Source organism: Acinetobacter tandoii DSM 14970 = CIP 107469, assembly GCF_000400735.1.
Taxonomy (GTDB): domain Bacteria; phylum Pseudomonadota; class Gammaproteobacteria; order Pseudomonadales; family Moraxellaceae; genus Acinetobacter; species Acinetobacter tandoii.
On sequence record NZ_KE007365.1, the window covers coordinates 265,697 to 279,354 of the forward strand.

At 39.9% G+C, this 13,658-nt stretch carries 12 protein-coding genes and 1 tRNA gene; 4 read left to right on the forward strand and 9 right to left on the reverse strand.

Translation table 11 applies throughout. The features are described from left to right. Nucleotides 1-3: 3 nt before the first annotated feature. Nucleotides 4-981: a KpsF/GutQ family sugar-phosphate isomerase gene (locus I593_RS05155; RefSeq protein ID WP_016166515.1), complete on the reverse strand. Its 978-nt coding sequence runs from the start codon at nt 979-981 to the stop codon at nt 4-6. Nucleotides 982-1,236: 255 nt separating this feature from the next. Here I593_RS05155 and cysS point away from each other — a divergent pair, with 255 nt between their 5' ends. Both cysS and I593_RS05165 read left to right on the forward strand, forming a co-directional pair. Continuing rightward, nucleotides 1,237-2,658, forward strand: a complete 1,422-nt coding sequence (cysS, locus tag I593_RS05160; RefSeq protein ID WP_026441083.1) for a cysteine--tRNA ligase — start codon at nt 1,237-1,239, stop codon at nt 2,656-2,658. A gap of 64 nt (nt 2,659-2,722) precedes the next feature. Continuing rightward, nucleotides 2,723-2,798, forward strand: a tRNA-Gly gene (locus I593_RS05165). A 157-nt stretch (nt 2,799-2,955) separates the two neighbouring features. Here I593_RS05165 and I593_RS05170 read toward each other — a convergent pair. Beyond that, nucleotides 2,956-3,333, reverse strand: a complete 378-nt coding sequence (locus I593_RS05170; protein WP_016166517.1) for a MerR family transcriptional regulator — start codon at nt 3,331-3,333, stop codon at nt 2,956-2,958. Nucleotides 3,334-3,428: 95 nt separating this feature from the next. Between I593_RS05170 and I593_RS05175 the strand changes: the two genes are divergently transcribed. Further along, nucleotides 3,429-4,499: an SDR family oxidoreductase gene (locus I593_RS05175; protein ID WP_016166518.1), complete on the forward strand. Its 1,071-nt coding sequence runs from the start codon at nt 3,429-3,431 to the stop codon at nt 4,497-4,499. Between the two features lie 513 nt (nt 4,500-5,012). Here the strand turns inward: I593_RS05175 and I593_RS05180 are convergent. Together I593_RS05180 and I593_RS05185 are read right to left on the reverse strand one after the other, a co-directional pair. Next, entirely contained in the window at nt 5,013-6,848 is a 1,836-nt protein-coding gene (locus I593_RS05180; protein ID WP_016166519.1) for a DUF1302 domain-containing protein, read from the reverse strand. 276 nt (nt 6,849-7,124) lie between these two features. Then, entirely contained in the window at nt 7,125-7,712 is a 588-nt protein-coding gene (locus tag I593_RS05185; protein WP_016166520.1) for an RBBP9/YdeN family alpha/beta hydrolase, read from the reverse strand. 266 nt (nt 7,713-7,978) lie between these two features. Here I593_RS05185 and I593_RS05190 point away from each other — a divergent pair, with 266 nt between their 5' ends. After that, complete coding sequence (locus I593_RS05190; protein ID WP_016166521.1) at nt 7,979-8,995, forward strand: AraC family transcriptional regulator; 1,017 nt, start codon at nt 7,979-7,981, stop codon at nt 8,993-8,995. Nucleotides 8,996-9,071: 76 nt separating this feature from the next. On the opposite strand, the gene I593_RS05195 is transcribed toward I593_RS05190, so the two are convergent. From I593_RS05195 to I593_RS05215, 5 genes are all read right to left on the reverse strand, one after another. Further along, nucleotides 9,072-10,073 carry a YeiH family protein gene (locus I593_RS05195; RefSeq protein ID WP_026441084.1) on the reverse strand — a complete coding sequence of 334 codons (1,002 nt, stop codon included), beginning with the start codon at nt 10,071-10,073 and terminating at the stop codon, nt 9,072-9,074. Nucleotides 10,074-10,101: 28 nt separating this feature from the next. Further along, nucleotides 10,102-10,419: a Rieske (2Fe-2S) protein gene (locus tag I593_RS05200; RefSeq protein ID WP_016166523.1), complete on the reverse strand. Its 318-nt coding sequence runs from the start codon at nt 10,417-10,419 to the stop codon at nt 10,102-10,104. Next, on the reverse strand, nt 10,416-11,069 hold the full coding sequence (locus tag I593_RS05205) for a DsbA family oxidoreductase (RefSeq protein WP_016166524.1): 654 nt from the start codon (nt 11,067-11,069) through the stop codon (nt 10,416-10,418). The genes I593_RS05200 and I593_RS05205 overlap by 4 nt, the downstream gene beginning before the upstream one ends. After that, on the reverse strand, nt 11,069-12,400 hold the full coding sequence (locus I593_RS05210) for an MFS transporter (protein ID WP_016166525.1): 1,332 nt from the start codon (nt 12,398-12,400) through the stop codon (nt 11,069-11,071). Before I593_RS05210 ends, I593_RS05205 begins: the two co-directional genes overlap by 1 nt. A gap of 146 nt (nt 12,401-12,546) precedes the next feature. Further along, nucleotides 12,547-13,650, reverse strand: coding sequence for a beta-keto acid cleavage family enzyme (locus I593_RS05215; protein WP_016166526.1), 1,104 nt, complete (start codon nt 13,648-13,650; stop codon nt 12,547-12,549). Between the last annotated feature and the right edge of the window lie 8 nt (nt 13,651-13,658).

Sequence of the window (13,658 nt, forward strand, 5' to 3'; positions counted from 1 at the left end):
GGATTAATTTACCCCTGCTTGAATTAAGTCATGCATGCTAATCACACCAATAACTTTATCGGCATCATCAACAACAACGAATTGATTAATTTTTTTGTCGCGTAATTTTTCTAAAGCTTGAACCGCGCGTGCTTCTTGCGAAATCGTTGCTGGGTTTTGAATCATTACTTCAGACACAGGGAGATTGACATCAAAACCTTGCTGTTTATCAATTAAACGGCGCAAATCACCATCGGTAAAAATACCCAATAATCGATTTTCTGAATCGACAACGGTAGTTAAACCCAAACGTTTATTTGAAATTTCGTATAACACTTTATTCATCGGCGTTTCAGGCGCTACTTTTGGTAGTTCTGCACCTGTGTGCATTAAGTGTTTTACATGTAATAACAAGCGTTTACCTAAAGCACCCGCAGGATGCGAACGTGCAAAATCATCCGCTGTAAAGCCTCGTGCTTCCAATAAAGCTACGGCTAAAGCATCACCCAATGCCAAAGTGGCTGTCGTACTTGATGTTGGCGCAAGACCTAATGGGCAAGCTTCTTGGATGTTGCCTAAAGTGAGTGCCACATCAGCATTTTGCGGCATTGGACCAGTATCCTCACCACTAATGGTAATTAAAGGCACTTCTAAATGTTTGATTAGTGGCATTAACATCATAATTTCATCACTCTTTCCCGAGTTTGAAATTGCAATCAATACATCTCCACGAACCAACATGCCCAAATCGCCATGCCCCGCTTCACCAGGATGCATAAAGAATGAAGGTGTACCTGTTGAAGCAAATGTCGCCGCCATTTTACGACCAATATGCCCTGATTTCCCCATACCTGTTACCACTAAACGCCCTTTGCACTGCAAGATAATTTCACAGGCACGACTGAAACGCTCGTCTATTTGCGTTGCTAATACCCCTAAAGCTTGTTCTTCAATGCGCAAAGTTTCTAATGCGGCTTTCTGAAAATCGATTGGATTCGGCATGGTTTGTAAATTCAACGTTGGCAACCTTAAACTCGATAAGAGCTCATTTCAGGGTATCTCATCATTATGGAAATAATGACTTACCCCAGTCTCAAGCAAAAAATAATTTTCGCAATTTTATCATATCTATGCAAATGCATCGTTTCTAAATGTATAAGTTTTCACTTACTTATAAAAATAACGTATAAAACTTTGTGAATCATGGACCTTACGTTATGATGAGAAATCTTTTTGTTATCGCAATATGTAAGCCCTATGCAACCTTTTGTTCTTTACAATTCAGAGCAACGTAAAAAAGTAGAATTTGTACCGCGTAAAGAAGGTCATATCGACATGTATGTCTGCGGCATGACCGTTTACGACTACTGTCATATTGGACATGCGCGTGTAATGGTTGCATTCGACTATATCATTCGTTTTTTACGTAGTCAGGGTTGGAACGTCAAATACGTTCGTAACATTACCGATATTGACGACAAAATTATCAAACGCGCCAATGAAAATGGTGAAAGCATTACTGCGCTTACCGACCGCTTTATTCAAGCCATGAATGAAGATGCTGAGAATTTGGGCTGTTTACACCCAGATGCAGCACCGCGTGCGACAGAATATATTGACCAGATGCAAAGCATGATTGGTAATTTGGTTAATAAAGGCACTGCCTACCCTGCAAATAATGGTGATGTCTATTTCCAAGTGGAAAAATTTGCAAAATATGGTCGTCTTTCAGGTCGTAAACTTGACGATATGCAAGCAGGCGCATCAGAACGTGTTGATGTGGAAGTTGAGAAAAAACATCCTTTCGACTTCGTACTCTGGAAGCATGCCAAAGAAAATGAGCCTGCTTGGGCTTCGCCTTGGGGCAATGGCCGTCCAGGTTGGCATATTGAATGTTCTGCCATGTCAACATGCTGCTTAGGCAACCATTTTGACATTCATGGTGGTGGTTCGGACCTCATGTTCCCACACCATGAAAACGAAATTGCCCAAAGTGAAGCATCGACAGGCGAACAATATGTAAATTATTGGATGCACGTGGGCTTTATTAACGTGGATGGCGAAAAAATGTCGAAGTCTTTAGGCAACTTCTTCACCATCCGTGATGTAATGGATAAATTCCATCCTGAAGTCATTCGTTACTTTATTGTGTCTTCACACTATCGTAGCCCAGTGAACTTCTCTGATGTGGCTTTAAGAGAAGCAAAAACTACATTAAGCCGTTTCTACCACTCATTCAAAGCCTATCAACAAATATACGGCACCAATGTGGTTGAACAGCTAGATGATGCTTTGGTTGAACGTTTTAATGCTGCAATGCGTGATGACTTTAATACCGCCGAAGCAATTGCTGTGTTGTTTGAAATTAACAAAGAGCTCAATCGTTCAGTCAAAGAAGAAAATGCTGAACAAGCAGCAATTTATTATTCAACGTTGCGTCACCTCACCAACATTCTAGGTCTGGTACAGCATGACGTTGAAGAGTTTTTAAAGTCAGATATTGGGCAAGAAGCTTTAGGCTTGTCTGAAGCTGATATCGAAGATCTTATTCAACAACGTCAAGATGCGAAGAAAGCGAAGGATTTCGCAAAAGCTGACGGCATTCGTCAGTCACTATTGGATCAGGGTGTGGTTTTGGAAGATACACGCCAAGGTACAGTTTGGCGTCGTGCTGATTAATTCAGCAATTGCATTATAGAGAGTTGACAGTCAAATTAAACTCTCTATAATGCACATCCATATTGCGGGAATAGCTCAGTTGGTAGAGCACAACCTTGCCAAGGTTGGGGTCGCGAGTTCGAGTCTCGTTTCCCGCTCCAAAATTTTAAAAGCGCTTATCAAAAGATAAGCGCTTTTTTATTAATTTTATATAAGCTTGTTTTTATAAAAATTTCTTAAACTTAAAATATGACATCACACAATTACTCTTTTAAAAGTCACATCAAAGGAGCATTTTAAATAAGGTCTTTTTCATTACTATTTCAATTCGATGACTTCACATCCTTTCCTTAAAGGACAAGGTTCGCCCCCTAGCAAATTTTCAAGCATATTTTGTATATGTTGCAATTGTCCCATTTTCTCCTGAATCATCACTAATTTTTCTCGCAAAATTAGTTGAAATTGCTCAGCGGGAATCTCGTTTTCTCCCACGATATTAATAATTTGTTTTATTTCAGCAAGTGTAAAGCCTAGATTTTTAGCAGTCTGGATAAGTTTTAGTTGTTGCAGCGTTTGTTCAGGATAATCCTTGTAGCCATTATTGCGTACCAAAGGCTGAATCAATTCCATCTTTTCATAAAAACGGATTGTGTCCCGACTTAAATTAATTTGTTGTGATAGCTCGCCGATTAGCATATTCAGTTTCCTTTTATATTTTTTAAAAAACTCTTGACCGTGGACTATACTCCACAGTTTAGCTTAAGCATTAACAATTAATCGAGTTTAATTTTATGCTTATGTCATCGCAAACTGCACTTGTAGTCGGTGCAACTGGATTTATTGGTAAGTTCCTTGTCGCACAATTACTTAGAAATCATGCAAAAGTGTTTGCTTTATGTCGCAATATCAATGAACAAGAATCTCAATTACGCAGTTGGCTGACACAGCAAAACATCAATGATCAAGAGCTGAGTTTTATTCAAGGCGATATTACTTTACCCAATTTAGGGTTATCGCCTGAAGACTGGAAAACATTGAAAGAGGTGAATTATCTATATAATGCTAGTGCATTATTCAAATGGCATCTGTCTATGCAGCAGGCTAAAGCTGTCAATGTTGATGGACTAACCAATCTGCTTCATAGCGTGAACAAACATTGCCATTTAGAACGTGCAGTACACTTGTCAGGCTTTATGTTGACCCTCGATCAGCATTTAAAAGCAGCGGGCATATTCCGAGAACATATCGAAAAAACTGACTGGCCAAAAATTTATGAGGCATTAGGCGCTTATGAAGCTTCAAAAATTGAAGGGCATTTTAACTGGATTAAACAAGCAAACCTATTAAATATACCTTGGACAGTCATCCACCCTGCCACCGTGATTGGAGATGAAATAACGGGGGAAATTCCAGCATCTCAACCTATTACTGCTCTAATTCAACAGCTTCAACAAAGAAAAATGAGTGCTCTTCCTGGTACACCACAACATTCTCTACCTTTGGTATCAGTTACTATGTTGGTGAATGCTATGGTACATGCTAGTGAAGACCCTGAAACAGTTAAGCAGGAAATTCTAGTGGCGAATCCTCAGCAAATATCGCTTCAAACTTTAGTACAGATTGTTGCTCAGTCATTAGAAATTAATCCTCCACGCCATTTTATTTCTATCTCTTTTCTAACATGGCTTTTAAAGTGGCAATGGTTAGCCAAAAAACTAGATATGTCCCCTGAAATGCTAAACTTTATCAGAACTGAGCAGCTCGATCTGGGAGCATTCAATCGACTAAATCAACAATGGAAAATCCCTCCAACCGAGCTGAAAGAAACCATGCAAAAGACTGTGGAGTGGGTTACTCGCTGATATTAATATCATCGTTTGATATTAAATACATCCTAGTCTTTACGGCATTATCAACTTTATTAAAATCTAGTTCACTGTGCATTTTTTTAAAAAAAATGCACAGCAATACAAATCTGCATATCGCGTCGTACAACAACGCCCATTCACTCGACTAATTCATGACAACAATCCTGTTACAAAATGAATGCCTTCTCCATCAATATAAATAGCAACAGTTTGTGGAATAAGATCCATCTTATTGTGTAAATCCATCTAAAATTGTCAGATGTATATGGATTTCATTCACTAGACGATGAAAACTGCTTGAGCCAAATTTGATTTAATAAGATCGAACTCAAAGCCAATCACCATAGATAAGAACAAGCAAAATATGTCTTTATTCATCTGACAACATTTAATAGCCTTGTCGGAATAGATTTGAACCCCTAGTTTGCTGAATTTTTTGATTGAACACACTATTGAATTACTGAATACGCCTTGAGAAACTGATTGCTATAACAAAATCACCGACACTTAAAAATTAACTTTAAATGCAACTGATGCAAAATCTCGATCATCAATAGTACTGAAATTATTGGAACCAAAAAAGTTTACGTAAGCAAACTCTACATTATATTTTTGCTGATACGTTGCCGAAACAGCCGCAGTCAAACTCATTTGTCCTTCTTGAAAATTTTGGCTAAAGCCATATAGGTCGTGGCGAAACAACACACTTGGTATAATAACCATGGCAGGTAGCACATCTTTATAAGTCAGAGCGCCACGTAAACGGTATCCATATGACCATTGGGTAAAAAAGCCATCTGTGTTACAAAAACGTTTATTTAAATGGTCAATTTCATCATTGGATAGATGCGCTGTACCATAAGGCGTGCATTGATTTTCCTTGGTTTCAGGATTATAAGCACCAGATGACAGTTCACTGCGTCCAAATGCACCGACTCGACCAAAGCGATAGTTACCAATATCACCAATATGATTCATGGCCAATTCAGTAGCCCAATTCAGGGTATTCGCACCCAATACATTGTTCAAGCTATCACTGACACCAAATGAAAACTGTGTTACAGGTGCACGCACATAACCTTGTAAATATTGTCCAAATTCAGCAGAAGTTCCTCTATCCGTCAGTGGCGTATTTTTGTCTAAGACCTGAGCATAAACAATATCTGTACCATTAAACTGCAAAGGCTGATTAGGTTTGTGGCTTAATTCACTAAAAACAGATGTCGTACCGACTTTTGCTGCCAAGCTCAGTCCATACATTTTGATATCTTCTGGATAGATTGAGAAAAATTGCGCTGTATTAAAATTTGTAGGGCCGACTGCAGTTACAGCGGTTCCATCAAAATTAGCATTGCGGCTATGATAATTTGCAAAATACAACCCAAGCTCAGCATTATTGAACTTAGGCAAAGTTTGTTTTAAAGAAAATCCATACTGTCCACTGTCTTTAGCATATCGACTTTCACTCCGCGGAATATAAGATTTGTTCTGTAAAGCGATATCAGACAGTTTATCACCTGGCATGACAGTAATCAGAATTGGTCCACAGTTTTCGGGTACGAAGTCTGAAATAGCAAAGAATGTTCCGCAGCCATCGACCACAGAGGGTCTAAATTTAAACTGATAGAAACCAGCAAACTTTAAATACGGGTTTATGCCTGCTTCAAAAGAAAACATTTCTGTTGGAATCACACGCTCTCTAGTATCACCACCTGGACGATTCATCGCAGCATAATCAAAAGCACTTACACTGTTTAATCCATTTTGGAAGAATTGTGATTTGCCCCACTGCAAAGTCTGCTTGCCTAGTTTCATACTCGCCGTTTGACCCTGATCTAAAGCAAAGTTTTTCCAGATATAAGCATCCCACAAGTCGATACCTTTAAAATTAGCAAGTCGTGGCCACGCAGAATCATCAAAGGCTTTTAAGTCACCTTCTCCAGTTTCATAGGCATGGTCATACCAATACTTTGCACTAACAACAGCACCCTGCTGTTTTCCTGTTAAGCTGAGCTCACTCAAGCCTTTGATCACTTGAGATATTGCATCGCCTTCATTGAAATTCACGCGACCGTCATCACCATTAATATCAATGCTATGACCATCTTTTCCAATGTAGTTCGCATCAGGCTTATAGACCAGTGAACTAGAAGCACCTTGAGTACTCCAATTTGTCCCATAGCTGAGCGACGTTTTGCTTTCAAGCTTCCATTCCCCATTTAAATCGAAACTTGCAGCGAAAACCTCACACATAGCCAAGCTCAGACTTAAACAAAGAACCGTTTTTTTCATCAGTGAAATATGATGATTTTGTCCATTCAAAGAAACAAAATAACTGACCATATCATCTCCATATCGATATGATTTAATTTAAATACTGTGATTAATTTCAATAAGAATGCTGAAAATTCGGCTTACTTTGCCACGACTGACCATGCAGCATTTTTGTTTAAATTCAACATTTTTGCTCCACATCTCTATTTATTCTGTAAAGCCATCCTTTGGCCCGATATTTAAATTGACTGTTTTAAAATGTACGAATTTATCTTTAAGTCATACCAATTAGTCGTTCAGTCATTTACACGAAATCATTTTTAGATATTGGAATTCATCTACAAACTAAGAAACACTTTTAATTTGCAGAGCATCTAGCTGCAAAATCAATTGCTCCGCCAGAGGCCAATACCCAAAACCAGAAGCGGGGTTCAAGTGTCCGACTATTCCTGCATTAACCAATTGACTTCCCCATATCTTCGCCATAGCTTCAACAGCTTGAAATGTTGCTAAATGATCATTGGTACTGGCAACCACAATGCTAGGAAAAGGTAGTTTTTGACTCGGTAATGGACACCAACCTTCTTTTTTAAGCGTCTCTGGACTTGGGTAACTATCAGGCCAGCTTTCAGACAAGTCAGGTGGTGTAACTAGAAGTGCACCCTGAATGTTATATTGATACAAAGCAGCCCAATGTATCGTCATCAATACACCCGCACTATGCGCCACCAAAATAACAGGCCCTTCAATTTTTCTGAGTTCCGCCTCAATCCGTGCCACACGGTTTGCGCAATTTAACTTCTCTGTTTCCACGGGCGGTACTGAATAAACTTTACCTAAACGTGATGCCAGTATGGTTTGCCAATGATCCTCTACATGATCCCGTAACCCTGGAATAATCAAAACTGTCGCGTGTGTGAATATTTTTTCCATAGTTCTACACCCTGAGCTCCTTGCTCTTTCAGGCTAATGGTTATTTTTATTTCTTATTCACAATAAGTTTTCAGTTAAACGCTCGATATACATTTCGCGACAATGCCTTTTCATTTGACGACAATAAGGTGTTAACAATTTTAGAAATTGAGTGGGTTTGGTCTAAGCTATGGTGTAGAAGCAATATCGAATACTTTGCTAAATCTGATATTTTCGTTATAACTAGAAACTAACCAGGATGGTTAAAATACAGAAGGAAAAAGATCGTGGTTCCTCTCGCGCATACAGCTATGCTCAAAAACTATTTAAATGTGAGCCAACAGTTAAACCTCAATCCTTACCATTTATTGTCAAATGTCGGGCTTTATCCTACTCAACTCAATGATCCAAAATTACGAATTTCTGTAGACAAAGCCATTCAGCTTTTAGAACAATCTGCTCAGGAGAGTGGTTGTGAAACTTTTGGCTTACATATGGCAGAACAACGCCAAATTGCAGATTTTGGGGAACTAAGCTTATTGCTCAATTATCAGCTAACCTTGCGTGATGCTTTACAAACAATTGTTCGCTATCGAAACCTCATTAATAATGCTTTAGAAATATATATTGAAGAAGTTGGCCATACAGTCATTATTCACATCGAAGTGATCTCTGCTACCCAGCAATATAGTCGCCAAGCAATTGAACTCGCTCTAGGAATCACACACCGCTTTTGTGCTGCTTTATTATCACAGAAATGGCGCCCACTCAGTATACACTTCACACATGATGCTCCGCAGAATTTAAACATTCATCAACGGGTCTTTGGTTGTTTACTCGAATTTGGTAGTGAGTTCAATGGTATTGTTTGTACATCTTCTGAATTGGATAAAGCAAACCCACAAGCCAATATTGCAATGGCAGATCATGCCCGACGTTATCTCGATATTGATATATTGCAACATGAAAATGAATCTTCAACTGTTTTTGAAGTTCGTAAAAGTATCTATGTTCTTTTACCTATGGGACGTGCGACCATTGAACAAGTTGCTCAAACACACGGCGTGAATGTACGTACACTGCAACGTAAATTAGAAACTGCTGAAACTAGCTTTAGCATTTTAATCAACGATGTACGTCGCACACTAGTGGTTCGTTATTTGAATAACTTAAATTACTCACTGGCTCAAGTTTCCGACATTTTGGGCTATTCTGTACCCAGCTCATTTACTCGTTGGTTTATTAGCCAATTTGGTGTTTCACCAACAATATGGCGTAATCAACAAAACCCTTCTATTAAGTAAAGGATGCTGAGATGAAGTTTCACAGAACAAACATTTGAAACCATGAAACCTCTATCCCTAACCTTGATAAAAGAGATTAGAACAGCCAATGCATTATGGTTAAGACCAGCAAAACAAGGAAAACACTCTCACCTATCATTAAAAGGATCGGCTTAATACCCACCGTTGCGAGTTCTTTCAATTGTGTTTTCATACCCAAAGCACTAATTGAAATAATCAAGCACCAACGAGATAACTCATTAATACCACCTTGCACCATAACTGGAACCCAGCCAGAACTATTAACACAAGCAAGAATTAGGAATCCCACAGCAAACCATGGTAATAAAGGTGGTCGCTTTCCATCTGATGAGACACCTTGCATACGTGTAATCGTGGCAGCACAAACAATAACAGGTAACAACATAGCCACCCGCATAAGCTTAACTACAGTTGCGGTATTACCCGTTTCCGCGGACATACTATAACCTGCACCCACCACTTGAGCGACATCATGAATAGTTGCCCCTAAGAAAATACCTGCTTCTTTTGGAGATAAAGCCAGCCAGTGGGCAATCATTGGATATACAATCATTGCCAAAGTAGACAGTGCAGATACACCAATGACTGTAAATAATGTCGCTTTTTCCTTATTGGGATGATTTGGTAATGCAACAGAAATTGCGAGTGCCGCTGACGCACCACAAATCGCGGTAGCTCCTCCCGTCAACATACCAAATAGTTTCTGAAAACCGATCCATTTCGCAACGAATATAGATACGGAAATCGTCACAATTATGAGTATGATCACCAATGCCACCGGTTGCCAACCTAATGCTGTAATTTGTCCTAATGTAATCCGCATACCAAGCAAAGCAATACCGACCCGCATGACTGTTTTGGCAGTAAATTCTATGCCTGCTTTACACTTTCCTTCCACAGCCAGAAAATTCAATCCCATACCTAACAATAACGCGAACAACATTACAGGTGCGCCATAATGTTCCGAAAGAAAGCTTGCTGCTGCAGCGGCTACTAAACTGACCGTGAACCCTGGTGTGAGTTCTCGGATTTTTTGATGCAGACCAATTTGTTGCATATAATCAAGTTGACTCAAATTACTCACACTATTCTCCAGCATTCAACTTAATAAATACTTGTTCGCCAATGACTTCTACAGGGTATGAGGCAACTTTTAGTTGTGTTGAATTGATCAAACATCCATTTGTTAAATCAAAACGCAAACCATGTGCACAGCACTGAATTACACGCCCGTCTAATTTTCCTCCAAATAATGAAGCTCCTTGATGTGGACATCGATCATCAATGGCATAAAATTGAGCTGCAATGTTAAATAATGCCAATGCCTTATTCCCTATGATTAAAAAGGCTCGTTCACCTAGCTTAGGAATTTTTTCTTGTGGTACTTCAAAACGAACTGTCATACGGCTTGTCCTTGTGTAGCAAGAACCTCAAGCATTGCCTGATAAAGCACATCTGCTGATTGAGCCCCTGCAATCGCAAAACTTTTATCAAATACAAAATATGGCACGCCCTTTCCTCCTGTATTTGCCGACAAAAATGGCGTCGTTGTTGTATTACTTATATTGTTCAATTCTTCTTCAAGGACTCCTAAATAGGCTGCAATCCTCTTTAGAACTGTTACATCCCCAATATCTTCTGAATGCAAGAAATAGGCTGAAAATATTCCTTCTAATAGCCGATTCCGTAACATCAGATCGCCCTTAGTTTCGATATGCTTAATTAACTGATGAGCTTTTCTTGTATTCGGCATACGTTGAATACGATCAAAATTTATCTCTAAGGAAACAGCTTTTGCAGCTTGACGTACTTGATTCTGACGCATTCGAACTGCGGTAATACTCCCTAATCTTTTTAAATAGAAAGCTTGAAAAGGAACACCTTCTTCTGGAATTTCAGTTAATAACTGTACGCCTTTCCATTGCAATTTGACTTCTACATCAGGATCGCTCTGTTGTAGCAATTGAATGGCCGCTTCTAATTGCCGTTTGCCAATCAGACACCAAGGGCAAATAAAATCAAAATACACATCAATATGAATCAAACGAGACATCAGCGATCACCTGTATTAAATAACTGAGTCGGTTCCAATTTGGTTTGTGCTTCAAAACGAGTGATGTCTCGAAGATAGTGACGTTTAGCATAGAAAAAAACGGCTGCCGCAGCGATGCACATTAAAGGCATAAGTTGAAAGGCGCTGTGTAAGCCAATCACATCTGATATCTTTCCAATAACCAAAGGACCTAAAGCCAAACCAAGAAAATTATTGGCTAAAGTTAAGGTTGCAAATGCTGTGCTATGTACAGAATTATGGGTCAGGTTTGCGACCATCGCACTAGAAGGACCATTGGTTCCAAGTGCAATAAACATCCCAATACAGATCATGAGCAGTTGCCCATTTCCAGCAGGCATCCCAAAGGCAATTGACAACAGAACACAACCAATCAAGCAAAATGCGATTGCTAGGCTCACTTTGCGATCAGGTCGATTACGCCCCAAACGATCACACAACATTCCACAAAGAATGGTGCCAATTGCACTACTCAGCACAATCACCGCAGCGATAACACCTGCTCTATCTGTACTCATGCCATAAAATCGATTGAGGTAACTCGGCAACCAAACGATGACTGTGCCCCCAACAAATAACTGCAAACCGCTGCCAATATAGGTTGCAAGCACAGAACGGCTGGAATAAATAGATTTTAGTGGTTGTTTAAATTGATCAGGTTTGGCTTCAGACTTAATCTTACGGGACTGAATTCCTATCTTTTTCTCTTTGACGACCATTGGGTATAAAAGTGCTAAACACAACCCAAACACCGCCATGCCACCAAATGCCCAACGCCAACCATAGTGTTCAGCCATAACACCACCTAAAGCCATGCCCAAGAAGGAACCAAACACTCCACCTGCCATAAATGCACTGGCTAATGTTGCACGCATTTCACGGGGAAAGACGGCTACAACTACCGCAATCCCTACACTGCCATAAGCTGCTTCACCGACACCCACCATAAAACGGGCGATAAACATCTGTTGGTAATTTTCCGCAATTGCACAACCAAGCGTTGCCAAACTCCATAACACAGCCATAAAAGTGAGACTTTTAATTTTGCCGAAACGGTCAGCCAATATAGATAAAGGTAATGTTAACAATCCAACCATTAAAGCGACGATGCCACTTAATAACCCGAGCTGACTATCTGACAAGGCCCATTCATTTTTAATTAAAGGAAAAACCGCATTAAGCACTTGGCGCGACATATAGTCCGAAATAAGCAAACCAAAAGTTAAAGCAAAAACTAACCACGCATACTTACGTGGTATGTCGACTGATGTATCTAAGCCATCTGTAGAACTGGCATACTGATGTGCACCCATACGACCTCCTTGTGTTTCTTATACTTTCTAATTCTCATTCTTCATAAAAATTGTGCCTGATCCGCCGCACAATCAACTTAGTATCTTAGCCAAGCCAACATTCCATTTGACTCGGCTGTTGTTGCGTTCGTTTGATACGTTAACCATTAACCAACTTTACGATTTATGTCATATGACGTTTGGTCAAATATAATTTCACCAGTACGTTGAGGAACCCCTTTTTGACCTACTTTTCGGTTCGGTGCCATACCATTGGCGAGTAAGGTCTCTTCAATACTGTTGTATTGCACGCCTATGCGATAAATCTCACGTGCCTCTTTGCCATTTGCTACTTCACGACCAAGCTCATGCGCAATACGAACAGTTTGTTGAATTTGCTGCACAGAACTAAAACGCTCACCACGATGATCGATAATTGTGTCCTCATTACCTACACGCGCATGCAAACCCATCGCCATAGACATGGTGTTAAATGGCAAAACGTTTTTAAGCAATGATTCTGAGGTCAAAGTACAGCCATCTGGGACACGGTGAATAAAGTTAAAGAAGTTAAATGGATTTGGACCATCAAAACCGCCACCAATACCAATCCATGTCAGATTCAATGGCCCCATGTATAAACCTTTACGCACCATCCGTTCCAAGGTTTCTAAACCATGCATACCAGTTAATTGAAAGTGCGGCTGAATGCCATTTTTACACAAACGCTTTAAGTGCTCAGTTAACCATGCCGGTCCTGCGGGTACAGTCATTTCGGCATATGCTTCTTGAATGGCAGGATGTTCAAGTGATGTACCTTTCAAATATTCAGGATACAGAAGTTCCATAATATTCATTTGCGTAGTGTTCACTGCAACCGTCACCTGATCTGGCTTTGGGGTTAGTTCTGCGAGCATATGGCGCGTATCATCACTAAGCCAAAGGGCAGCTTCACCTTCACTTTCAGGTGCAAATGAAATTGAACCACCGACCTGAATAATCATGTCAGGTACAGCTTCACACACACCTGCAATCAGTTCATTAAACTTAGATAAGCGTTTTGAGCCTTTGCCATCAAGTTCACGCACGTGCAAATGAAGTACCGATGCACCTGCTTCATAACACTCCACCGCTTTTTGGATTTGCTCATCCATGGTTACTGGAATATCTTCTGGAAAATCCTCTGGCATCCACTCTGGGCCGTAAGGTGCAACCGTAATAACCACTTTTTCCATATTTTCTGGGTGCAAAGAATCATCAAAGAATTGCATGTGCATCT